The 24,810-nt window shown below is 47.2% G+C and carries 18 protein-coding genes, 1 tRNA gene, 2 pseudogenes and 1 riboswitch; of the genes and pseudogenes, 14 read left to right on the top strand and 7 right to left on the bottom strand.

Annotated elements, in window-relative coordinates; translation table 11 throughout:
- Positions 1–129: 129 nt before the first annotated feature.
- Positions 130–759, top strand: coding sequence for a hypothetical protein (locus GQS64_RS03035; RefSeq protein WP_077994415.1), 630 nt, complete (start codon positions 130–132; stop codon positions 757–759).
- Positions 760–971: 212 nt separating this feature from the next.
- Here the strand turns inward: GQS64_RS03035 and GQS64_RS03030 are convergent, their stop codons facing one another.
- From GQS64_RS03030 to GQS64_RS03020, 3 genes are all read right to left on the bottom strand, one after another.
- Positions 972–1,205: a hypothetical protein gene (locus GQS64_RS03030; RefSeq protein ID WP_198230573.1), complete on the bottom strand. Its 234-nt coding sequence runs from the start codon at positions 1,203–1,205 to the stop codon at positions 972–974.
- A 410-nt stretch (positions 1,206–1,615) separates the two neighbouring features.
- Positions 1,616–2,449, bottom strand: coding sequence for an aldo/keto reductase (locus tag GQS64_RS03025; protein ID WP_198230879.1), 834 nt, complete (start codon positions 2,447–2,449; stop codon positions 1,616–1,618).
- Positions 2,449–2,898, bottom strand: a complete 450-nt coding sequence (locus GQS64_RS03020) for a nucleoside deaminase (RefSeq protein WP_198230572.1) — start codon at positions 2,896–2,898, stop codon at positions 2,449–2,451. The genes GQS64_RS03025 and GQS64_RS03020 overlap by 1 nt, the downstream gene beginning before the upstream one ends.
- 175 nt (positions 2,899–3,073) lie before the next feature.
- On the opposite strand from GQS64_RS03020, the pseudogene GQS64_RS03015 reads away from it, so the two are divergent.
- From GQS64_RS03015 to lpxK, 10 genes and pseudogenes are all read left to right on the top strand, one after another.
- Positions 3,074–4,456: pseudogene (locus GQS64_RS03015) on the top strand (pseudouridine synthase); the annotation flags it as partial.
- Between the two features lie 526 nt (positions 4,457–4,982).
- Positions 4,983–5,540: a 16S rRNA (guanine(966)-N(2))-methyltransferase RsmD gene (gene rsmD, locus GQS64_RS03010; protein ID WP_369805198.1), complete on the top strand. Its 558-nt coding sequence runs from the start codon at positions 4,983–4,985 to the stop codon at positions 5,538–5,540.
- 146 nt (positions 5,541–5,686) lie between these two features.
- Entirely contained in the window at positions 5,687–7,039 is a 1,353-nt protein-coding gene (locus GQS64_RS03005) for a M16 family metallopeptidase (RefSeq protein ID WP_225868134.1), read from the top strand.
- 8 nt (positions 7,040–7,047) lie between these two features.
- Positions 7,048–8,376, top strand: a complete 1,329-nt coding sequence (locus tag GQS64_RS03000) for a M16 family metallopeptidase (protein ID WP_198230569.1) — start codon at positions 7,048–7,050, stop codon at positions 8,374–8,376.
- 433 nt (positions 8,377–8,809) lie between these two features.
- Positions 8,810–10,141 (top strand): TldD/PmbA family protein, encoded by a 1,332-nt coding sequence (locus GQS64_RS02995; RefSeq protein WP_198230568.1) that lies wholly within the window; start codon positions 8,810–8,812, stop codon positions 10,139–10,141.
- Positions 10,128–10,928, top strand: a complete 801-nt coding sequence (locus GQS64_RS02990) for a 3'(2'),5'-bisphosphate nucleotidase CysQ (protein WP_198230567.1) — start codon at positions 10,128–10,130, stop codon at positions 10,926–10,928. The genes GQS64_RS02995 and GQS64_RS02990 overlap by 14 nt, the downstream gene beginning before the upstream one ends.
- Positions 10,929–10,974: 46 nt before the next feature.
- Positions 10,975–11,220 carry a DUF4170 domain-containing protein gene (locus GQS64_RS02985; protein ID WP_198230566.1) on the top strand — a complete coding sequence of 82 codons (246 nt, stop codon included), beginning with the start codon at positions 10,975–10,977 and terminating at the stop codon, positions 11,218–11,220.
- Positions 11,221–11,445: 225 nt separating this feature from the next.
- Positions 11,446–12,201 (top strand): lysophospholipid acyltransferase family protein, encoded by a 756-nt coding sequence (locus GQS64_RS02980; RefSeq protein ID WP_198230565.1) that lies wholly within the window; start codon positions 11,446–11,448, stop codon positions 12,199–12,201.
- Positions 12,202–12,212: 11 nt separating this feature from the next.
- Positions 12,213–13,535 carry a lipid IV(A) 3-deoxy-D-manno-octulosonic acid transferase gene (gene waaA, locus GQS64_RS02975; RefSeq protein ID WP_077990709.1) on the top strand — a complete coding sequence of 441 codons (1,323 nt, stop codon included), beginning with the start codon at positions 12,213–12,215 and terminating at the stop codon, positions 13,533–13,535.
- Positions 13,525–14,547 (top strand): tetraacyldisaccharide 4'-kinase, encoded by a 1,023-nt coding sequence (gene lpxK / locus GQS64_RS02970; protein ID WP_077990707.1) that lies wholly within the window; start codon positions 13,525–13,527, stop codon positions 14,545–14,547. The genes waaA and lpxK overlap by 11 nt, the downstream gene beginning before the upstream one ends.
- Before the next feature lie 63 nt (positions 14,548–14,610).
- Here lpxK and GQS64_RS02965 read toward each other — a convergent pair whose 3' ends face one another.
- The 3 genes from GQS64_RS02965 to GQS64_RS02955 form a co-directional block, all read right to left on the bottom strand.
- The gene (locus GQS64_RS02965) at positions 14,611–14,850 is read right to left on the bottom strand and encodes a DUF2093 domain-containing protein (RefSeq protein ID WP_075869960.1); all 240 of its coding nucleotides are present in this window, start codon (positions 14,848–14,850) and stop codon (positions 14,611–14,613) included.
- Between the two features lie 571 nt (positions 14,851–15,421).
- Positions 15,422–17,287, bottom strand: a complete 1,866-nt coding sequence (gene mutL, locus GQS64_RS02960) for a DNA mismatch repair endonuclease MutL (protein ID WP_198230564.1) — start codon at positions 17,285–17,287, stop codon at positions 15,422–15,424.
- Between the two features lie 156 nt (positions 17,288–17,443).
- On the bottom strand, positions 17,444–18,637 hold the full coding sequence (locus GQS64_RS02955) for an O-succinylhomoserine sulfhydrylase (protein WP_198230563.1): 1,194 nt from the start codon (positions 18,635–18,637) through the stop codon (positions 17,444–17,446).
- 148 nt (positions 18,638–18,785) lie between these two features.
- Positions 18,786–18,851, bottom strand: a riboswitch (SAM riboswitch).
- A 79-nt stretch (positions 18,852–18,930) separates the two neighbouring features.
- Here GQS64_RS02955 and GQS64_RS02950 point away from each other — a divergent pair.
- The 3 genes from GQS64_RS02950 to GQS64_RS02940 all read left to right on the top strand — a co-directional run bounded on the left by GQS64_RS02950 (position 18,931) and on the right by GQS64_RS02940 (position 22,932).
- A complete protein-coding gene (locus GQS64_RS02950) occupies positions 18,931–20,025 on the top strand; it encodes a 2'-deoxycytidine 5'-triphosphate deaminase (protein WP_077990703.1) in 1,095 nt (364 codons plus the stop codon).
- Between the two features lie 55 nt (positions 20,026–20,080).
- A tRNA-Gly gene (locus GQS64_RS02945) sits at positions 20,081–20,154 on the top strand.
- Between the two features lie 408 nt (positions 20,155–20,562).
- On the top strand, positions 20,563–22,932 hold the full coding sequence (locus GQS64_RS02940; RefSeq protein WP_198230562.1) for a membrane-bound PQQ-dependent dehydrogenase, glucose/quinate/shikimate family: 2,370 nt from the start codon (positions 20,563–20,565) through the stop codon (positions 22,930–22,932).
- Between the two features lie 764 nt (positions 22,933–23,696).
- Here the strand turns inward: GQS64_RS02940 and GQS64_RS02935 are convergent.
- A pseudogene (locus GQS64_RS02935) lies at positions 23,697–24,464 on the bottom strand (cell wall hydrolase); the annotation flags it as partial.
- Positions 24,465–24,810 lie beyond the last annotated feature (346 nt).

Genomic DNA, 24,810 nt, shown 5'->3' with positions numbered 1-24,810 from the left:
CCGACAAGTGGCACAAAAGAATGGTCGTGATCTGCCTGAGGGTGGAATAGTAAAAGCAATTTTTGGCGGCACAGCCGGGAAGACGGATTAGCAGTGAAAAAACGCGAAGTAGCAATTATTGTAACGGGTATGGTTACGGCCGGTCTTATGCTGACGGGGTGCGGTGTTTCCAGCCCGACCTATGGAACGGACAAATCGACCGGAAAACAGTTGATCGACGATTTTTCAAATATTGCATCAATCAGATCGAATAATAACCGGAATCAGGTTGACACAAAGCCCCGTCCGGAACTGGTTCGCCCTGCTCCCGGTACAAAAGGCGTTCTTCCCCAACCACAAACCAATGTTGCCCAGACAGGTACACCTGATTGGCCGGAATCGCCGGAACAGAAGCGCCAGAGATTGCGCGATGAAGCAACGGCCAACCAGAATAACCCGAACTATGTCTCCCCCATCGTTCCCGATAGCGGCAAAGAAACGAAATCGACCGGTTCGAGTGATTGGTTGAACGGCATCCACCGTAACGAGCAGGTTAATAATGACAAGGAACAGCGTGCCGAATATTTACGCCGCAAAAAAGAAAATGAAGGCGGCTCATCCACCACACGCAAATATCTGAGTGAACCTCCGTTAAGTTATCGCCAACCGGCGGCATCGGCACCGGTCGGGGATAAAGGTGAAGACGAAGCGAAGAAAGAACGCGAGAGAAAGAAAGCCATGAAGGAAACTTCGGGCAAAAAGAGCTGGTGGCCTTTCTAAATATCAAGGTAATGCCCCTGTTCTTGAACAGTTTATTCTTTTGTGAAAACACACCGGTTTTCCCGATAGGGCGAGAGTTTGATTTTGCTTGAAAGGTATGAAGACTGTCCGTTCGCTGGCTGTAGCTTCAGCCAAGTCATTCCGTTTTTTTATACTGTCTTAGCCTCCCGTTACATGTTCCATTGCCCCTTTCAACGCATTTTACATTGACCTCACCCGTTACATGTTAGATCGACTGTTATATTGACTGTTACATCGACTGTTGCATTGACAATGTGAAAAAGCTCCAAACGTGTAACGCAATAGTAGAGCCGCTTCCGGATTGAAACTTTTCGCCCTATCAAACGGCTATAGCAATGGGTGCATATCATGACTTGTTTGTCTCGATAAATGCTGCTATTCGGGCAACCTCCAAACTCGCCTTGGGCGAAGGTCTCGTCGTTCATTTTTATTCGGGACACACGAGATAAAAATAGCGTTCTTTGTTCAATTCATTCACTTGTTTCAATTGCCCGTTAAGTCAATTTTCAATCAATGTGGATTTCTTCAAGAGCTTCCAAACCGACTATCAAGCAAACCGAACGGCAACCAAACCGACTATCAAGCAAACCGGCAGCAAGCAAACCAACCGGCAAGCAAACCAACCGGCAACAAAACCGGCAGCAAGCAAACAAAGTGTTCAGGAACAGGTTGGACTTTCTAAAATGGGTGTTTCTCTCATCAACTTCGCGATTTTTCCCTTCTTCTTCGTTTCAAGAGGTCAAAAAAACAGCCATTCTTATTGTCCAGTCTTTCTGAACGCTCACCACCCGCTTGTTTCAAACATTCGGCATTCAAAAAGAGTTTTTTACGTTTCTCAGATAACCTCAAGCGGGTGTTTCTGTGATGGTGGCAAAAATATTTTATCAAGTCGCTCTAAAACATTGCGGTCGAGTGCGAGATCAAGCGCTTTGACGTTTTCACGCAAATGTTTAATTGACGAGGTTTTCGGGATAGCAATCATCAGCGGATTGCGGATTACCCAAGCCAGCGCAAGAACAGACGGGGCAATATCGAGTTCTGCCGCAAGCGCGATCAGATCACGGTTTTTCATGATGCGCCCCTGTTCGATCGGCGCATAGGCCATAACCGGAATATCACGTTTTTCACACCACGGTATAAGGTCGAATTCCGGCCCGCGACGCGACAGATTATAAAGTATCTGGTCCGTTGCAATGTGACCTTTCAGCGAAACAGCTTCGAGTTTTTGCATGAGTGCGGTATCGAAATTGCTAACACCCCAGGAACCGATTTTTCCTTGTTCGACAAGTCGTTCAAAAGCTTCCACCGTTTCGCTCAAAGGAATACTGCTTTGCCAATGAAGAAGATAAAGGTCTATTTTTTCGATTTTTAAATTTTTAAGGCTGCGTTCGCACGCAGCAATCGTCCCTTTTCGTGAAGCATGACTTGGCAAAACCTTTGAAACAACAAAGGCATCGTCACGTCGCCCGACAAGAGCTTCACCAACCACTCTTTCGGATCCACCGTTTCCATACATTTCGGCCGTATCAATAAGTTTCAATCCCAGATCAAGACCGGCACGCAAAGAATCGGCTTCCGCTTCGACGGGGGCTATTCCCTCGCCCATACCCCATGTTCCCTGTCCTAAAGCGGGCACGAACGAACCGTTCGGGAATTTTACTGTTTTCATCATTCTTCCCTTTTTCCTGCAAAAAAATTCTTGAGCAACAGGGATGCCCGTCTTTCACCCAAACCGGAATAAACCTCCGGCCGATGATGACAAGTTGCCTGATGATAAAAGCGCACACCATGTTCAACCGCGCCGCCTTTTTCGTCGCCTGCGGCAAAATAAAGTCGCCTTATACGTGCAAAAGATATGGCAGCCGCGCACATTGTACAGGGCTCCAAAGTCACATAAAGATCGCAATCTATCAATCGCTCGCTTTGAAGCGCCTCGCACGCCATACGAATAACCCGTATCTCCGCATGACCTGTCGGATCGAAATTCCTATGCGTCAGGTTGGAAGCCTTGGCGATGATTTTACCCGCTTTGGTAATAACAGCACCGACCGGCACTTCGTCGTTGGTATTTGCAATCAAGGCTTCATCAAAAGCTATTTCCATTGGCGTTTTTGTCATTTTTGCCTTTCAGTCGCTTGAAGCTCCGGAACAATTGGATTTTATCGACCATTTATGTCATTTATGACAGTTTAGCAGAAAACACCTGATGAAAGAGATTCCATATCAGAAAAAAATAAGCTAGAGCGGTTAAAAATGAACAATGCGCCCCGGTGCTTCTAAAGGATAATGTGAGATGACATATGATCGCGGCAATAAGAAACCGCAAAATGACCGGGGGGATACAAGAAATAATTTCGACCCGCGTGGAAAGAAAGCCCCAAAACCGTCAAGGGAAAAGACCCCCGAAGAAAGCGATGGCAGCGAACGTATTGCCAAAAGATTGGCACGCGCCGGAATTGCATCACGGCGTGACGCTGAAACCATGATTGCAGCAGGGCGTATCGCGGTTAACGGTAAAGTTCTTGATACGCCTGCATTCAATGTCAAACGCACAGATGCGATTACCGTTGATGGCAAACCCTTGCCCCCCATTGAACGCACCCGCGTCTGGCTTTACCACAAACGCGCCGGACTGGTGACAACCAACCGTGATCCGGAAGGTCGTCCTACGGTATTTGACAGCTTGCCGGAGGGAATGCCGCGCGTTCTTTCGGTCGGACGGCTCGATATTAACACAGAAGGCTTGCTGCTTCTCACAAATGACGGAGGGCTTGCCCGTGTTCTTGAATTACCGTCAACCGGTTGGGTGCGCAAATATCGTGTTCGTGCACATGGCAAAGTCACGCAAGCCGATCTTGACACATTGAAAGACGGTATTGCCATAGATGGTATTTTTTATGGGGCTGTAGAAGCAACCCTTGAACGCGAACAAGGAACGAATGTCTGGCTGACAGTGGCTTTACGAGAAGGTAAAAACCGCGAGGTCAAGAATATTCTGGGTGCTCTGGGACTGACCGTCACACGTCTTATCCGCATCTCTTTCGGTCCCTTCCAGCTTGCCGACCTTGAAGAAGGTGCTGTGCGCGAACTCAAAGGCCGCACATTGCGCGACCAGTTGGGCGAACGCCTTATCGAAGAGGCCAATGCCGATTTCGATTTGCCAATTTTGAAACCGTTTTCCAATGCCCCTGTCGTTGGTGAACAAAAGCCGCGCGAAAAACCGGCTGTTTCGGATGACGGCTGGATTTCTTCAACACCGGAAGCCCCCCGTTTTTACAAGCGTTGGAAAAAAGCCGATTTTGCCGAACGTGGCCGCGACCAGCTTTCAACAAGACCTGACGGTTTTAATAAACGGAACGATAAATTCGGCAGTAAATCTGCACCCTTTAAAAAAGCTTTCGAGAAAAAGCCCGAAGCCGAACCTCAGCGATTGCGCAGTTCCAATGTCTGGATGGCTCCCGGCGCCCGCCCTCAAACCGCGCATAAGAAATTCTGGCGGACGAGAGATGAACAGGAAAGAAATGATAACGGCTTTGAAGAGAGAGCCGCTCGCCGTCATCCGCATCGTGCTTCACAAAGCGAGAGCGACACACATTTTGACCGCCGTGAAAAACATTTCGATAAATCGGCCCGCAAACCCGATTTCAAACAGAAATTCCGTAAAGAGCGCTCGTCAGAAGACTATGAAGGCCCGACAGGCTATCGGAACAACAGGGATTATCCGAAAACCGGAACTTATAGACGATCGGAAAACGATAGCCCCGATCACGGGCACAATCACGAATTTGCAGGTGAAAAGAAATCCTTTCGCCATAAATCTTCCCCGGCTGCCGGAAGACCACCAAGAAAATATCTTACGGAACGGAAATTTTCTAAAAATCAGGACTTTGATCGGCCGGAAAGAAAATTTGATCGCCCTGAAAGAAAATATCACAGTTCTTCAAAGAGTAGCGAAGGTGGTTTCGGCTTTCCGCGCCGTCATTACCAATCGGAAAATTCCGGCGGGTCCGAGCAAAAGAGATCGGCACATTTTTCGGGAAATCGGTCTGAAAGACCATTTTCCTCCAAAAATGAACGCAACGGGAAAAAAGCCTTTGCCGGTAAGCCTGCGAAAACCGGCAAATTTTTAGATCGTAAGGGCGGCACAAAAGGAAACGGGCGTACCGGCAGCCAACGTTCCGGTCGACCGGATGGAGGAGCGAGTGCGGGTCGTCGGCGGTAAATTTTCCGGACGCCATCTTGCAACGCCTGCCGGTCAGGCAATCCGCCCGACAACTGACCGCACGCGTGAGAGCCTGTTCAATATTCTGGGATCGCGTCAAGATAATTTCTGGAATGGCAAGCGCGTGCTTGATCTGTTTTCGGGAACCGGTGCGCTCGGCATTGAAGCGCTTTCGCGTGGTGCGGAAACCTGCACTTTTGTCGAGCAGTCGGTTGAAGGGCGCGGATTAATCCATAAAAATATCGAAGCCTTCGGGTTACAGGGTGTTACCCGCCTGTTACGCCGCGATGCAACGCGTTTGGGGCAAATCGGTACGATGCAGCCGTTCGACATTGTGTTTGCCGACCCGCCTTATGGCCGTGGCCTCGGCGAACAAGCTTTTTCTGCCGCTGTTGAAGGCCATTGGGTTAAAAATAGTGCGCTTTTTGTGCTTGAAGAGACCAAAGAGGCCACAATTCGTTTACCGGAAATTTTTAAGCTTGACGACGAGCGTCATTATGGTGGCACAATTATTTATATCTATATGTTACAATTGTGATGAAACAGCCGAGAGAGGTTTTGCCTGTGCCTGAATTGATGAGAAAAACGGTTTTAAAAGCGACGTTCGGCGTTCTTTTGTCTACAAGCGCGCTTTTTCCCCTTTATGCCGAAGAGACCAGCGGGAAAAATCCGACGGAGCAACAAATGACAGCTTCAGACAAAACTGATCTTCCTGAAATTACAAAATCCGGTCCAACGCAAAGTTTTACCTTGAAAAATGGACTTCAAGTTGTTGTGATCGAAAATCATCGGGCGCCGGTTGTTACACAGATGATCTGGTATCATGTCGGTTCGGCCGACGAGCCGAAGGGACATACCGGTATTGCCCATTTTCTCGAACATTTGATGTTTAAAGGCACTGCCACCCATAAAGACGGTGAATTTTCCAAATTCATTGCCAGAATCGGTGGGGAAGAAAATGCATTCACGTCCTATGACTATACCGGTTACTATCAAAGCGTTGCTTCCGATTATCTCGAAACAATTATGAAGTTTGAAGCAGACCGGATGGAAAATCTGGTTTTGACAGATGATGTGATCGCGCCTGAAAGAAATGTTATTATCGAAGAACGGCGGATGCGCACCGACAACAGCCCTGATGCCATACTTGCCGAAGAAACGCGGGCAACATTATTCATGAACAGCCCCTACCATAATCCTGTTATCGGGTGGAAACAGGAAATGGAAAAGTTGACACGTGATGATGCGATTGATTTTTACAATAAATATTACACCCCGAATAATGCAACGCTTATTATATCGGGCGATGTTACAGCGGAAAAAGTGCGCGAAATGGCTTCCGACATTTACGGAAAATTGCCGGTTCGTTCTGAAATCGGCCCGCGTATCCGCCCGCAAGAACCGGAAAAAAGAACACTTCGCACTGTGACAATGCATGACCCGCGGGTGAGTGAACCGAGTTTCCAGAAAATGTGGGTGGTTCCCTCCTATCATAATACAAAAGTCAAAAATGAAGCCGAAGCACTTGATTTGCTTGGTGAAATTTTAGGAGGCGCACCACGGGGACGGCTTTACCAGAAGCTGGTTGTCAAAAACGGGTCGGCAGCATCTGTCGGTGCCAATTATAGCGGCAATGCTGTTGATGACGGTTTGTTTTACCTCTATGGAATGCCTCGCGGCGAGGCAAGCCTCGATGATGTCCAACAACAAATTGCCGATGAAATTGCAGATATTCGCAAGAATGGCGTCACTAAAACCGAGCTCGATCAGGCGCGCAATCGTTTTATCAAGAATATGATATTCTCTCTCGATAGTCCGGCCGGTCTCGCACAAATATATGGAAGTTCCCTTTCCGTCGGCATGAATATTGATGATGTTACCCATTGGCCGGAGCGGCTGAAGGAAGTGACGACAGACGATATCAAAGCCGTTGCCAACCGTTATCTTGATACGGACAAAAGCGTAACCAGCTATTTGTTGCCGCCCGTTCACGAAGCCCTGCCACACGACGTAAACCAACAAAAGAAAAGCAAATGAGGGTCGCTATGAACAAGAAACCGCATATTTTCCATCGTGCCTCGATCCTTGCTTTTTCACTATTTTTAAGTCTCGGATTGGGCGTGTCCGTTGCCGGTGCGTTGAACATCGAAAATGTAACGTCGAAAAAAGGCCTTCACGGCTGGCTTGTGGAAGACAATACTGTACCGGTTGTTTCCATACAATTTTCTATTGGCGGGGGAACAACGCAGGATCCTGAAGGTAAAGAAGGTTTGGCAAATTTGATGACAGGCCTTTTTGATGAAGGTGCCGGTGATCTCGACTCACAAGCATTTCAGGGGCGTCTTGATGATCTCGGCGCTGAAATGGCATTTTCGGTTAATCGCGACCGGATGCGCGGAAACATGAAAATGCTCGCCGATAAAAGAAACGAAGCTATCAATTTGCTGGCTCTTGCTGTTCAAAAGCCGCGCTTTGATGACGAAGCGATCGAGCGCATCCGCGAACAACTGGTTGCCGAGCTTAAAGCTTCCGAAAAAGACCCGAAAACCATTGCTCAAAACCGTCTTTTGACGTTGATTTATGGCAAACATCCTTATTCAAAAAAGGGAGAAGGAACACCGGAAACATTAGGCACTATAAGTCGTGACGATCTTCTTAAAGCACATCATGCCATGTTTGCCCGCGACAATATTCATATCGGCATTGTCGGGCCGGTGAAGGCGGAAGAAGCGGCAACAATAATCGACAAAATATTCGGCGCTCTGCCGGAAAAAGCAGACCTTCAAAAAATAGAAGAAGCCAAGCTCAATCTCGGCGGTATGGCCAATGTCAATTATGATTTGCCGCAAACATCCTTGATGCTTGTTTACCCCGGTGTCAAACGTAATGATCCTCAATTTTTTGCGGCTTATCTCATGAATTATATTCTGGGTGGGCCGGGGCTCACATCGCGTCTGTTCTCGGAAGTCCGTGAAAAACGCGGCCTTGCCTACACGGTCGGTTCTTCACTCATGCTTTATGAACATTCGGCCGCCTTGGCTGTGTCGACCGGCACGCGTTCAAGCGAGGCACAAAAAACGCTCTCTACCATTCGCAATGAAGTCAAAAAAATGGCCGACGACGGGGTGAGTGAACAGGAACTTGAAGATGCCAAGAGCTATGTCATCGGTTCCTATGCTGTGCAGAATATGGGGTCTTCTTCCGACATTGCCGCAACACTTGTCGGCCTACAGGATGAAAATTTGCCGATAGATTATATTGAAAAACGTCAGGCGCTCATCAATGCTGTAACGCGTGAACAAATAAAAGCAATTGCTGAAAAGCTGCTTCGTCCGGAACCTGCTTTATTGGTTATCGGGCCATCCAAAGGTTAAAATGAATTGTTCGATGCCGGTTTCTTAAAATCGACATCGAATCCCCAAAAAACGCAATACATTTTCCGGTCAAAACGCGTATCATTCATCACTGCTTTTGACACTATTTTCAAAATATCTTCCCGTATAAGGTCCTGTACCGGTCAGAGGCTCTATCTTCCGGCTTATGGAAGAAGCTTCCTTCTTTCGACCGGCAAAACCGTTCAAAACCGGAATTTTTAAATAATACCGGCGGGCTTTTTGAAAACAATCGCCGCCCCTCTAAAAGGTTAATGCCTGTTTGTTGAAAAACGGGTTTGTTCAAAACGTTTTCCAATTTTTGTCACTTGAAATAGTCTCGGCAGACTTCTTCATATATATTTTATGAAAAGAATTGAGTTTTATTGCGCAAGTTTTTATAAATCTTGAGCGAAATGATTAAGAGGAATCTTCTATGGTTCACAACAGCCAAATTGATAAAGCGTCTGCCCTTGTAGAGGCTGCGCGCAAAGCCGGAGCCGACAGTGCTGATGCGGTCATCATTCGCTCGCGTTCGGTTAGTGTATCGGTAAGGCTTGGAAAAGTGGAAGCAACCGAAGCTTCCGAAAATGACGACTTTTCATTGCGCGTGTTTGTCGGCAAAAAAGTTGCAAGCATTTCGGCCAATCTTTCGGCAGATCCGGCAAGCCTCGCAGAACGTGCGGTTGCCATGGCTAAAGTTTCGCCTGAAAATCCTTTTGAAGGTTTGGCTGACCGCTCTCTCCTTGTTAAAAATCCGAAAGATCTTGATCTTTATGATCCATTTGTTCCGGATAGCGAACGTCTGACAGAAGAAGCTCTCGAAATCGAAAATGCTTCCCTATCGGTCAAGGGTGTTACAAATTCCGGTGGTGCAACATCTGCCTATGGTAGCGGCGGACTGGTTCTTGTCACCAGCGACGGATTTTGCGGTAGCTATCAATCAAGCCGTTTTTCCTATTCATGCAGCGCACTTGCCGGTGAAGGAACGGCAATGGAACGTGATTATGATTACACGACAGCTCTTCACCATGAAGACCTAGATAAAACAACAAAAATCGGAAAAAATGCAGGCGAGCGTGCGGTGAGACGATTGAATGCGCAAAAGCCGAAAACCGGAACTGTCAATGTTATTTTCGAGCCGAGAATGGCACGCGGTATTGCCGGACACATTGCTTCAATGGTGAATGGTGCTGCTGTTGCACGTAAAACCAGCCTGTTGCAAAATCGCATGGGCGAACAAATTATGAAGCCGACAATTACCATAACCGATCAGCCATTGAAAAGGCGCGGAAATGCTTCCCGCCCCTTTGACGGGGAAGGTGTGGAAGGAATGGCCTTGAATATTATCGAGAATGGCGTTCTCGAACACTGGTTTTTATCATCATCTGTCGCACGCGAGCTTCACCTTCAAACCAATGGGCACGGGGTTCGCTCGGCTTCTTCTGTGCAACCGGCAAGCACCAATTTTGCAATTGAACCGGGAAATCAGACACCTGAAGACATGATGAAGGCAATCAAAACCGGTTTTTACGTAACCGAACTCTTCGGCCATGGCGTTGATCTTGTGACCGGTCAATATAGCCGTGGTGCATCGGGGTTCTGGATTGAAAATGGTGAACTTGCCTATCCGGTAAGTGAAGTCACTCTCGGTTCCAATCTCATTGATATGTTGTCACATCTGACACCGGCAAGCGACATTGACCGCCGCTATGGCACGGCAGCCCCCACTCTGTTGATTGAAGGAATGACCCTTGCAGGCAAATAATACGATCAATTCCGAAGATCTGGAGCTTATCAGCAATGCTGCTCGACAAGCAGGAGAAACAGCGTTCAGCTATTTCGGTCGGAATCCGAAAGTCTGGATCAAACCCGGAAATTCACCGGTAAGCGAAGCCGATTTTGCTGCCGATAAAGTTCTCAAAGAACTCTTATTGGCCGCCCGCCCCGATTATGGCTGGATTTCCGAAGAAACCAAAGACGAACGTCCGGACAGGCACTATCAAAGATATTTCGTGGTCGATCCGATTGACGGAACACGCGGCTTTCTTTCCGGCTCCCATCATTGGTGTATATCGGTGGCAGTGATCGAAGAGGGAATTTCGCAAGTTGGCGTTCTTGATTGCCCTGCAACCCGTTCTGTCTACAAGGCGGAACGGGGCAAAGGTGCCAGCCTCAATGGCAATAAGCTTCCGCTTCTTGAAGGGCATGACGGGAAACTCGTTGTTTCTGCAACCGGAAAATTTGAAGCAAAGTTACCGGAAACCTTCAAATCCAAGGTCAATTTCGCACATTATCTCCCCTCTCTTGCCTATCGTATTGCACTTGCCGCCGAAGGCAAAATAGACATCGTCCTGATAAAGCCCGAGAGCCATGATTGGGATATTGCTGCGGCTGATCTTATTTTGCAGGAATGTGGCGGTTTGATACAGGACTTCAATAATGTGCCTCCCGTTTACGGAAATCCGCCATATGAACACGATTTTTTGATTGCATGTATTAAAGGTCGGCTTGATAACATGGTAGATATTGTCCGAAAAACCCGATTGAGGTAATCCTTCCGGAATCCGGATACGGGTAAGGCAATAACAGGAGGTATATATGAGCACGACAGGTGAATCGAAACAATTATTGCATCTGGTCTTTGGTGGAGAATTAAAAAACCTTGATAGCAATGAATTTCGTGATCTCGATAAACTAGATATTGTAGGAATTTTTCCTGATTATAAGTCGGCCGAGGCCGCATGGCGGGCAAAAGCCCAATCGAGCGTCGATAATGCATTGCAACGTTATTTCATTGTTCACCTTCACCGCTTGCTGGATCCTGAACATTCCGACAGCAAATAGCTATTTGCCAGTTTTGAAACGAAACACTATAATTTTAACGCTTTTTGAAGCATTTTTATATTCTCGGTAGTGCATTTGGTTGGCTTCTCTTGATCTTGACAGGAGAGTATGACAATGCACTCGTATATGGCAAAGGCGCTCTCGAAACGCCTTTGCAGGCTGTGTTTGTCTTCCAACAAGAGGGTTGCGACCGTCCGTGTTAAAAGTGATCGGTTCGACAATTGAATGACTGAGCAAAAAAAGAAGAAAAAATCGGGCATTTTAAACCGCTTATGGCGCAAAATTCGCTATCCTTTGATGAATGCACGCGTCACCAAAGCGATTGTCGTGTCACTGATGGCTAATTATTTGCGGCTGGTTTATTGGACCAATCCACGGCTTAAAGGTTCTGATGATCCGCAAAAAGCCCATGATGCCTACAATCCTTTTATCATCACTTTCTGGCACGGGCGCCATATTATGGGGCCGTTCTTGCGCCCCAGAAAAGAACATATCATTGCCATGTTTTCCCGCTCTGCCGATGCCGAAATCAATGCAAGAGTCGGCGAAAAACTGGGACTTGAAACAGTGCGCGGTTCGGGCGGACGGAGCAAGCACCAGAATACCGACAAAGGCGGTGCACGGGCACTTCTTACATTGAAACGTGCATTGCAAGAAGGTAAAACAGCGGCAATGATTGCCGATATTGCCCATGGAAAAGCGCGGGAAGCCGGAAAAGGCATTATTTTACTGGCAAAAATTTCCGGTCGCCCCATTATTCCCTATATATATTCTTTTTCACACGTGAAAATTCTCGAAAAAACATGGGACAAAACCGTAATTCCGCTCCCTTTTGGACATTCTATATTTCTTATGGGAGATGCGTTCTATGTGCCGGAAGATGCAGATGAAGACCTTATGGAACAAAAACGCATCGAACTTTCTGATATAATGAACCGTCTGACCGACGAGGCAGAAAAACGCCTCAAAGAAAGAAAATAGGGGGGAGCACTATGAAGGAATTCAAGGCTCGCACAGCGCTATATCTTTATCGCATGGCAGGCGGCCTGATTAGTCCACTCGTTCCGTTCTATCTTTCGATAAGAGCCGCACGCGGCAAGGAAGACCCGCACCGCAAACGCGAACGTATGGGGCGCACCAATAAAAAGCGCCCTGAAGGGCCGCTTATCTGGCTTCATGCGGCAAGTGTCGGGGAAACGCTGGCACTGGTTCCTCTGATCGAGCGTATTTTGCAGCTTCATATCAATGTTCTTTTGACAACCGGCACTGTTACGTCTGCCAGTCTCATTGAAAACCGCTTTGGCAGTCGCGTTATCCACCAGTTTGCACCACTTGATGTTAAACCGGCAATCAGAAGATTTCTTGACCATTGGAAACCCGATCTGGCACTTGTCTGCGAATCCGAAATCTGGCCCTTACGAATCAACGGGCTTGCGCGCCGTCATATCCCGCAAGTTATGGTGAATGCACATATGTCCGCTCGTTCATTCCATTCATGGCAAAAACGGCCGGCTCTCGCTTCGCATATTTTCAGGCAGATTGATGCTGCCATTGGTCAAAGCGAAAGTGATGCCGAACAATATCATGCGCTCGGCGTCAAAACAGTTGCGGTTTCAGGAAATCTGAAAGCGGATATTGCACCGGAAGCCGACAAAAATCTGTTAATGCAATATCGGGAAAGTCTGCATAACCGGCTGGTTTGGGCGGCGATTTCCACCCATGAGGGTGAAGAAAATATTGCTGCCGAAGTTCATATCGCTTTAAAAACACGGCTACCCAATCTTTTGACAATCATTGTGCCCCGTCACCCCGAACGGGCTGACGCGATCATGGAAGAACTTGAAAAGAAGTCCCTTCACGTTATTCGACACAGTGAAAAACGGATGCCCGATGAGGATACCGATATTATACTCGTTGATACGATTGGTGAAATGGGAGTGTTTTTGCAACTTGCAAAAGTATCCTTTATCGGCAAATCTTTAACGGAAACCGGAGGGCACAATCCGCTTGAACCGGCGCTTTTGGGGTCAGCTATCCTGACAGGCCCGCATGTGGAAAATTTCAAAGATACATTCGATGTATTTTTTGCCAATAATGCGGCGAGAGTCGTTGAAGATGCCACGCAATTGGCTGTCCAGCTCAATACACTTTTAACACATGAACCGTTACGCTATGAAATGATCGAGGCGGCCTATGACACGGCCACCAATATGAGCGGAGCACTGGAACGCACATTAAAAGTGTTACGCCCGTTTATTGATCCTTTGATTATGCAGGCCAAGCTTCATCATCAGGATACCAATCATGGTTGGTGAAGCGCCGGACTTCTGGTGGAATGAACAGAAAGTCATGCGTTGGCTTTTACTTCCGGTTTCATGGATTTACGGTTTTTTTGCCCGCCGTAGAATGGAACGGGAAAATGTTCCGGTGATTGACCTTCCGGTTTTATGTGTCGGCAATTTTACGCTTGGTGGAACGGGAAAAACGCCCGTTGTTATCAGCCTTGCAGAAGCGGCCAAAAAACTTGGTCTTAATCCGGGCATTGTTTCGCGTGGTTATGGTGGTGAAATTCGCAGTGCCCATCTGGTCGACGCGCAAATGGATAAAGCGCGCGAAGTCGGTGACGAACCATTGCTTCTTGCCCGACATGCACTTGTTGCCGTAGCCACCGACCGGTTGGAAGCAGCAAAACTTTTAAAACAGCAAGGCTGCAATTTTATTTTGATGGATGACGGCTTCCAAAGTCGTCGTCTCTTCATTGACTATGCTTTGATGGTAGTGGATGGCCTTAGGGGCTTGGGGAACAATGCAGTGTTTCCGGCGGGGCCGCTCCGTGCACCGCTTGTAACCCAACTTGCCTATACCGACGGTGTGCTGATGATCGGCAATGGGAACAAAGGTAACGAAGTTATCCATATGGCAGCCCGTGCAGCAAAACCGTTGAACTTTGCCCATCTTCTGCCCTCTGCCAGCGATACTGTTTCGGGCAAAAAATTTCTGGCCTTTGCAGGCATAGGAAATCCGCAAAAATTTTTCCGCTCAATTGGCGAATTGGAAGGCAAAGTTGAACAAACGCGAATTTATGCCGACCATCATTTTTATACAGATTTCGATCTTGATGACATTAGGGGCACGGCCAAGGCAGAGCATCTTTCCATTGCTACCACCGCAAAGGATTTTGCCCGTTTAAAAACCGATGGGCAGGACAAAAAGCTTGAAAATCTTGTTGTGTTCGATGTCGAGGTTCAATTTGATGATGCGGATTTTTGTAAGCAACGGATAAACGAAACACTCGAAGCGTTCAAAAACCGCACTTTTGAAGAATAAAAAACAAAAAGCGCCCCGAATAGGCGCTTTTATTGAAATCAATGCATAAACCGGCAATAACATTTATTTTTTAAGTGTTGTGCCTAAAAGCTTACGTAAACGGGGATCGCATTCAAGTTCACGGCGATAGGAAATTTCGCAACTTGCATAAGCTTCCTGACGGGGCGCACTCCAGTATCTCAGTTCGTCCAACGGAATTTTCTCGCCTGTAATTGCACATAAAACATAAGTTCCGTGTGTTAAAACTTCATAATCGCCACTCAGGTAATGGAGTTGTGCCTCGCGTTCACCACCGGGAAACATCATTATTCTAAACCTTTCAGATTGCTCATTGGCGATCATTATAAAGCGTCGGGTAAAACTATAAAAGCCTTAAATCCTTCGCTCACGAAACTATTGATAAGTGTTCAAACCTGTCGGTCATTTTGAGAGGTTCACTTTTTATCTCCTCTAACCATTATCTCATCGACGAGGTTTTCGTTTTCGTTCAGGATTTTTGTCATTCAGGCTTTCAGCACTCATCCGCAACGAACTGTCCAAACCGGAAGCCGGACGGTTTTGTTAAGAGAAGAGAACCACATCGGTAAATTTCAACAAATGACTTCACGGTAAACGGAAAGGCGAAGCTGTTTTTTAGAAATAAACACGAGACCCCGATCATCCGAAGCGTTCCCGATTTAATTCGGCCACATAATTCCGGTTGCATAAGTTCGGCCGCATAATTTCGGGCGCATAATTTCGGGCGCATCATAAAGCCTGTTCGGGCGCATAAAATTGGCAGACAAAGCCGCGAACCGGTTTTTTCATCCAGAACCGTCGGTTCTTAAGTGACGGTTACGAACAGACACCCGCAAGCCTTTCAAAATCAAAACAATCAACGGCGGCCGAACAATCTTTCAATATCGGTAAGTTTCAACTCGACATAGGTCGGGCGTCCGTGATTACAAGTTCCGGAACCCGGAGTTGCTTCCATCTGGCGTAAAAGCGCATTCATTTCTTCCGCCCGCAACAAGCGGCCGGAACGCACCGAGCCGTGACAGGCCATGGTTGCCGCAACATAATCGAGCATCGCTTTCAAACCGTTTGTTGTATCATAAACGGCAGCTTCATCGGCCAAATCGGCAATAAGGCCTTTGACATCCACCTCGCCAAGCATGGCCGGTGTTTCGCGAACCGCGACGGCACCGGGGCCGAATGCTTCGATTTTCAACCCGAATTTTTGCAATGTCTCTGCATGTGCCAAAAGCCGGGTTGCATCTTCTTCCGGCAATTCCACGATCTCCGGAATAAGCAACATTTGGGATGGCAAAGGCTTGGAATAGAGCGCCTGTTTCAAAGCCTCGTAAACCAGCCTCTCATGTGCTGCATGTTGATCGACAATAATAAGGCTGTCTTCAGTTTGGGCGATAATATAGTTTTTGTGGATTTGGGCGCGTGCAGCACCAAGGGGAAAACGCTGTTCCTCGACAGTTGGAATTTCCATTGCCGGACGGCTATCGGTCGTCGGTTGATCGAGATCACCCAACACATTTCCATAGTCTTCATTGAAGCCTGATGAAGGTGTTGTATAAAGCGGCTTGTTGACCATTTGTGCGGCCGGTGGCACAGGCGCTCTTGAAAAAGAATTATAGGAAAAAGCTCTATTATTATAAAAAGTCGGGCGCGGTGGAACAGATGAAGAAGGTGGTATGCCATCAGGGCGGAAACTTTTGAGCATTGCGTCCGCCCCCGTCGTTGCGGGGTGAATGCCGGCATGGCTTAAAGCTTCGCGAATGCCACCAACAATAAGCCCGCGCACTAAACTCTGATCGCGAAAACGCACATCCGCCTTTGCCGGATGGACATTGACATCGACATCGGATGAAGGAAGATTGATGAAAAGCACACAAACCGCATAGCGGTCGCGCGCCATCGCATCGGCATAAGCCCCGCGAATAGCGCCCAATATCAATTTATCGCGCACCGGTCGGCCGTTCACATAAGCAAACTGATGGAGACTGTTACCCCGATTGAATGACGGTATGCCCGCAAAGCCTTTAAGCTCCACCCCTTCTCTTACCGCGTCAAGAGTAATAACGTTGGGGGCAAAATCTTTTCCCATAATCTGGGTGATGCGCTGTAATTGTGCCTCTTCTCCTGTACCGGTCGCGGGATAATCGAGCATCGAGCGATCTGTACCGGAAAGCGAAAACCGGACATTCGGAAATGCAATGGCAATCCGTTTGACAATATCGGTTATCGCATTGGTTTCGGCACGATCTGTTTTCATGAATTTGAGACGTGCCGGTGTGACGTAAAAAAGATCACGCACTTCGACAATTGTTCCCGCGTTACCTGCTGCGGGACGCGGCCCATCAACATGTCCGGCATTGACAACGATTTCAGCCGCATGTTCAGAAGAAGCTCTACGTGACACCAGTTTCAACTTTGAAACCGACCCGATTGACGGCAAAGCTTCACCACGAAATCCGAGTGAATGGATGTCGTGAACATTATCGTCGAGTTTGGAGGTGCAATGACGCGATATTGCCAGTTCAAGTTCGTCCTCCGCAATACCGCACCCGTTATCCGACACGCGGATCAGACTTTTTCCGCCACCTGCCGTTACAATTTCTATCCGTGTCGCACCGGCATCAATAGCATTTTCGACGAGTTCTTTGACCACACTTGCCGGACGCTCGATCACTTCGCCCGCTGCAATCTGGTTAATTACGGTTTCACTGAGATGATGTATTGTCATGAAGTCATTATAACCGATTTACAAACCCGCGTATAGCGAAAGCACATTCTCGCTCCGGCATTATCCCCCCCTTGAATAGATAAATCCATTTAAAAAAGCGCAAGCTTTTTAAAAAGCTCGCGCTCATATTTGTGAACAATCCGGAAAATGGATTTATCAGAGTGTCGCGTTCAATGCCTGTTCGACATCTTCCAACAAATCGTTGACATCTTCGAGACCAACCGAAAAACGCAACAATCCGTCACTAATGCCGAGTTCGGCACGTGCTTCGGGGCCGATGCTCTGGTGCGTTGTGGTTGCCGGATGGGTCATGATCGAACGTGTATCTCCAAGATTATTGGAAATAAGCGGTATTGTCAGATGGTTGCAGAATGAAAAAGCAGCCTTTTTGCCACCCTTCAATTCAAAGGCAATCATTGTCGAACCGCCGGTCATCTGTTTTTTTACAATATCTCTTTGCGGGTGGTCGTCACGCCCCGGATAAATGCATTTTGCGACCGCCTTATGCCCGCTGATAAAATCGGCAAGTTTTGCTGCCGAGCGTGTCATTTCCTCGACACGAAGCGGGAGCGTTTCAAGACTTTTCAACATAAGCCATGCGACATAAGGGCTCATGCCCGGTCCCGTATGGCGGAAGAAGTCCTGCAAATTTTCTGTCATCCATTCTTCACTCGATAAAATCATTCCACCGAGACAACGCCCATGCCCGTCAATATGCTTGGTGGTTGAATAGACAACGACATCAGCACCAAGTTCGAGCGGCTTTTGATAAAGCGGCGTGGCGAATACATTATCGACAATCACAGTTGCGCCAACTTTATGGGCAAGTTCCGAAACCGCTTTAATGTCGACCATTTCCAAAGTCGGATTGGCAGGCGTTTCAAAAAATATCCCGCGTGTATTGGGGCGAATTGCCTTTTCCCAATTTTCAATTTTACGCCCGTCAATGATTGAAACCTCGACGCCATAACGGGGCAAAACTTTTTCAATGATATAACGGCAGGAACCGAACATGGAGCGGGCTGCAACAAAATGGTCGCCCGCTTTCACAAAACATAAAATAGCTGTCGAAACAGCGGCCATTCCCGAAGCAAGTGCGCGCGCACTTTCAGCCCCTTCCAAAGCACACATACGTTTTTCAAACATATCTGTGGTCGGATTGGCATAACGTGAATAGACAAAGCCCGGATCCTCTCCGTCAAAACGCCTTTCGGCTGCTTCGGCACTCGGATAGGTAAAGCCCTGGGTTAAATAAATCGCTTCACAGACTTCTCCATAAGGAGAGCGTTGAGCCCCCGCATGAACCATTTCTGTAGCGGTACGGTATTTACGATGCGGATTAAGTGTCATAAGTCACCTGCTTTCATCAAAAAACCTTTGCCGTCATGGTAAAGATTGAAAAACAAGATGCCAAAAGTCCGCTTGATCTTACGGCCTTTTAGCATTTCAAGGGGGTGAATGGAATTGGCACCGAAGACTTTACGTTGTCATCCGAACGCGTTTATATTCCATAACCCCAAGCGTGGCTGCAAGCCGGCCGGCCCAAATCACCACGGGATAAATCTTCCATATGCCCTTCAACCGCTTGCGTCAATCCGTGAACAGGTTAAAGAGAGAATGGAAAACAGGAAAAGGTAGTCATCATGGCACGCTCAAGCGGCATTCTGGCAGATAGCGATATTCAGGGTTTATTTGAAAACAATATTTTGAAATCGGATCGCCCGTTAGACAAAGATCAGATACAACCGGCCAGTCTCGATTTGCGATTGGGCAAAAAAGCCTATCGTGTCCGTGCTTCTTTTCTGCCTGGCCCTGAAAAACAAGTGATTGATAAACTTGAACAATTCAAGCTTCATGAATTCGATCTCGAAAATGGTGCGGTGCTTGAAACGGGGTGTGTCTATATTGTACCGCTTATCGAGACACTCGCACTTTCTGACGAATTGAGTGCCTCTGCCAATCCGAAAAGTTCAACCGGACGGCTCGATATTTTTACCCGTATTATAACCGATTACGCACAAGAATTTGATAAGGTCACCAGTGGTTATCATGGGCAACTTTATCTCGAAATAAGCCCGCGTACATTTCCCGTTATTGTCCGCACCGGTTCAAGATTGTCGCAAATCCGTTTCCGTAAAGGAAAGAGCGGGTTGAATGAAAGCGAACTCTTGGCCCTCCACAAAAAAGAAATGCTGGTTTCCGATGACCACCCCAATATTACCGCAAGCGGTGTCGGGCTTTCGATTGATCTTACAGGAAATTCAAACGGACTTGTCGGCTATCGCGGCAAACATCATACCGGCGTTATCGACGTGGATAAGCGCGGCGTGGCCGATGTGCTCGATTTTTGGGAGCCGATTTATGATCGGGGTTCCCATTCGCTTATCCTTGATCCGGACGAGTTCTATATTCTCGTCTCGCGTGAAGCGGTTCACGTCCCGCCGCTCTTTGCTGCCGAAATGACACCGTTTGACCCGTTGATCGGCGAATTCCGTGTTCACTATGCCGGTTTCTTCGACCCCGGTTTCGGCAATAATGAAGCGGGTGGCAAAGGCTCGCGCGCCGTTCTTGAAGTGCGCAGCCATGAAGTTCCCTTCATCCTCGAACACGGACAAATCGTCGGCCATCTCGTTTATGAACATATGTTGAGGCATCCGAAATCTCTCTACGGGCGTGATCTCGGCTCGAATTATCAGGCACAGGGCTTGAAACTGTCAAAACATTTTAAACCACTTTGATGAGAGGGTGCTTGACAAAAAGCATTAAAGATTGCATCCGTGTGTCACGCATTTTGCGGGTATGATGTAATGGTAGCCTGTCAGCTTCCCAAGCTGAACGCGCGGGTTCGATTCCCGCTACCCGCTCCAGCTCTTTGGCTGTTTCCCTAGCCTTTATAAAGTATTTTCTGTTTATACAGTATTTTTGTTCTCCTCTTATATTTTTGAATTTATGCTCAATTTAAATAAATATAATCCATTGAAGTTTTCAAAACCAAAAAAATTTATATCGTTGTTTTGAATGATTATAATTTTATATTTTTGCAATTTAATTCATTTATATGAACATATGTTTAAAATTATTTTAATTTTAAATAATAATTAAATAAAACCACTTGATCTATAAAATATTATTATATTTTTATATTAAAAACCTGGCGTTCATCACACTCATATGAACGGGTGCCGAATTGACGCTGTTTCAACTTTATGCAAAAGATTTGCAAAAATAAAAATCTGAAAAACCCCGAAATTATTTCCAATCAGTGGGAAGTTCAAATGATAAGGTTCAAAAATGGCCCTTCGAGAATGACCGTTTTTCTGGTTATTCTGTTAAGCTTGCTGGTATTAGCGGCGGGGCTTTATTTCACTCTTCTTGGCGGCTATCTCATTTATCTCGGCAGCCGGACATGGTACTATTTAGCACTCGGCATCCTGTTGCTTCTGTCGGGCTTGTTCATGATCCGGCTTAACCGTTTCAGTGTATGGATCTTCGCTTTTATCTATGTGATGAGCGCATTATGGTCTTATCATGAAGCGGGGCTTGATTACTGGCAGCAATTTTCTAACCTCTTTGCTTTGTCTGTGGCCTTTTTTCTGGTGTTGCTTGCCTATAGACCAATGGCAAAAAAACAGGGGAAAATCGCAGGCTCCGCATCTCTTGTTTTGGCCGGCTTGGTCTTTATCGGTATGGCGGCAACAATTGCCAGTTCGTTTATACCGAAAAATGTCATCCATACGGCAGAAAAAGCCAAGCCTGCATTACCGGTGCAACCGGCTAATGAACAAAAAGACTGGAAAAGCTGGGGCAATGACGATCATGGCAGCCGCTTTGCCGCCCTTGACCAGATAACGCCTGCCAATATCAAAAAACTTGATGTGGCCTGGATTGCCCATACCGGTGACATTCCCCAAAGTAACGGTTCAGGGGCGGAAGACCAGAATACCCCGCTCCAGATCGGCACTAATCTTTATGTTTGTACAGCCTATGGCAAGGTGCTTTCATTCGACGTTGATAGCGGTAAACAGAACTGGATGTTCGACCCACGCGGAACGGGACCGAACTGGCAACGTTGCCGCGGCTTGGGTTATCATGAAACGCAACCGGTCAAAGCTGTGAAAGCTGATACAGCTTGTCAGGCACGTCTGTTTTTGCCAACCGGAGACGCAAGACTCATCGCACTTGATGCGGCAACCGGAAAGCCTTGCGAAGAGTTCGGGGATAAAGGCACTGTCGACCTTAAAGTGGGCATGGTTGAAGTCAAACCCGGTTATTACCAGCAAACATCGACACCACTTGTTGCCGGTGATGTTGTTATTGTCGGCGGGCGCGTAGCTGACAATTTCTCGACCGATGAACCACCAGGGGTCGTCAGAGCCTATGATGTGAAAGATGGCCATCTCGTCTGGGCTTGGGATCCCGGTAACCCAGATATTCACGGACTTCCGCCGGAAGGGCAAACCTATACACGTGGAACACCGAATGTCTGGGCGGCAATGTCATATGACGAAAAACTCGGACTCGTCTATTTACCGACAGGCAATTCGACACCCGATTTCTGGGCTGGCTATCGCACAGCCGAAGATGACAAATACTCGTCTTCCGTTGTGGCTGTCGATGTGAAAACCGGCGAGGTGCGTTGGCATTACCAATTTGTCCATCATGACATTTGGGATTTTGATACGCCCGCACAACCTGTCCTGCTCGACGCACCCGATGATGATGGAAACATCGTACCGGCACTCGTTCAGGTCACCAAACAGGGAGAAGTCTTCCTGCTTAACCGTGAAACCGGCGAACCGATTGCGGATGTTCAAGAAAAACCGGTACCGCAGGGTGATGTTGCCGGTGAACGTTATTCGCCAACACAGCGCTTCTCTGTCGGGATGCCGTCATTCGGCAATGCAACTTTAACGGAAGCCGATATGTGGGGCACGACACCATTCGACAAGCTTCTATGCCGGATCGAATTTGCCAAAATGCGTCATCAGGGTGTGTTCACCCCTCCGGGGCTTGATTATTCATTACAAATGCCGGGGTCACTTGGCGGTATGAATTGGGGATCTGTCTCGATTGATCCGACATTGAACTATGTTTTCGTCAATGATATGAGGCTCGGCCTTGCCAATTATCTTGTCGAGCGCAAAGATATTCCCGAAAGTGCGTCCGGCATTGAAATGGGCATTGTCCCCATGGCCGGAACACCTTTCGGCGCTATGCGCATGCGCTTTCTTTCGCCGCTTGGCGTACCCTGCCAAAAGCCACCTTTTGGCACAATGTCGGCAATTGATCTCAAAACCCGCAAAATTGTCTGGCAGGTTCCGGTTGGCACTGTCAGGGATACGGGGCCGCTCAATATCGCACTCGGCGTGCCCGTTCCTATCGGAATGCCGACACTTGGCCCCTCTTTAGCGACACAATCCGGCCTTGTGTTCTTTGCCGGAACGCAGGATTTCTATTTGCGTGCGTTTGATAGCCGCACAGGCAAAGAAATCTGGAAGTCACGTTTGCCCGTCGGCAGCCAGGGCGGCCCTATGACCTATATTTCGCCAAAAACCGGCAAACAATATATTGTCATTACCGCAGGTGGTGCCCGTCAAAATCCGAAACGGGGAGACTATGTCATTGCCTATACTTTGAAAGATTAGGCATAAAAAGCTAAAATTTTCCGGTTCCCGCGTGTTTTGAATATCAGCAGCGTTGGAACAGTGTAAAATAGAACCCGCCGCACATTTGCGTGGCGGGTTTTTCTTAAACATTTTCCGGTATTATTTTTTAATAATAAAAAACAGATTAACACGTTAAATTCAAATTAAATATTACAAAACAATATTCATCATTTGTTTTTATTTGGTTTGTTTTATTATTTTTGAATTTAAGAAATTCTATAAAAAACGGGAAGTTGAATATTGATGTTTTATTTTTTCATTGAAAAATATTCTTAAAAATTCACTGGTGAATGCAAGCGTTTTGAACATATGCTGGTTAAAAACCGCAGCAATGGTTAGAAAACAAACTGCAAAAATTGTGTGAAGCCGAAAAATCATGAAAAAAGCCCGCAATTCATTGCGGGCTTGTTACATGAGGTTGCTTGCAAAATGTGCCTTCAATCAGACTATTCCAGACAATTTATCAAACAGACAATTTATCAAAACCGTTTGTTTTTATTCTGTTTTTGCAACAGAGCACCAATTTCGTCAATTTTCTCTTTTGATGGTGCGGGATAGCCAACTGTTGTCGAACCTGTCTGTGTATGGTCAACCGAACGGGCGGCAGGTTTGGGAGCATAATTGTAATTTGCATCGGCAACCATAACCTGTTTTGGCGCAGGCGTTGGAGCCGTCTGGAATGGCAAATAAGGTTCTTGAGCCTTTTCAACCGGCTTTGTATGGGAAACGGCCGGTTTTGCATCGGCTACAACCGTACTGGTTTGATGAGTAGCGACGCTCTTCTGTGATGAAAACGGCTTTGCATCAACCGGTACAGGTTGAGCTTGGGCAATCATCACCGGCTCACTTGTTGGAGCTGTCTTGACCGGAAGTGCAGGTGCCGGTTCTGAAACCGCTTTCGGTGCTGCCGGTTGTGCACCCCGCCCCGGCGTTGTGAACTGCGGTGCATTGCCGTTCTTTTCCTGCGCAAAGGCAAAAGCGACATCATAAGGCGCATCATTGGTCGGAACTTGCAATTCGCCGTCACGCCCACGCTTTTCATAAAATGCGTTACCGCCAGCAACCTGAACATAATGGATATTTTTATAAGGGAATGTCAAACCGGCAGTGTGAAAGAACATGGCATTCTTGCTCTTTTTCGCCCTTTCGCCGCGTAACACTGCATCGGCCGCTTCACCCGCTCTTGCCATTGCAGCAGGCTCTGTCATCGGTTTTGTCAAAACACCGGGAGCGAATTGGTTGGGCTGGCCGACAACGCCGCAAATTGTCTTTGGATAAGCTGTCGAATTCACACGGTTCATAACCACTGTTCCTACAGCAATCATACCATCACGGCTTGAACGGTTCGATTCAAAATACATTGCCCGCATCAGGCAAGTGCGCTCTGTCAGGGGAAAAGAAGCCTGTTTATTATTTTTATGCCCGAAACCGAAATGGGTCGATGCACAGCCTGTAACGATGAACGGTGCAAGCAAAATTGCAGCGGTACTTGCCCAACGGAGTTTTTTCATCTTATCAAATACCATTCTTAAGTTTCGTTTTCTCTCTCACCCGTAAAAACAAAGGCAAAAAAAGGCCAAATGAAGGCAATGCTTTTTGCGCCTCCATCGCGAACCGGTTTATTGAACCGAAATCCTTGTAAAAGACTATCGCTTTAAACCTTTTAAAAATAATTAACCGCGTTTTCCGCGCGCTTTTCACGCCCGATCATGCCGGTTCATGCTGCAAATTCAAAACCGCCGGAATGAATACGGAACATAAAATTAAATCATTGTTTTTATTAAGTAAAATATTAGAGTTCTGACAGCCCGCGGAAGATCAATCGCCTATTCTGACTTATTCTTCTGCTTCCATGTC

It is taken from the genome of Bartonella sp. P0282, assembly GCF_048452985.1.
Classification (GTDB): domain Bacteria; phylum Pseudomonadota; class Alphaproteobacteria; order Rhizobiales; family Rhizobiaceae; genus Bartonella; species Bartonella choladocola.
The sequence above is the reverse complement of the archived record's forward strand: the minus strand, read 5'-3'. Positions and strand labels throughout refer to the sequence as shown.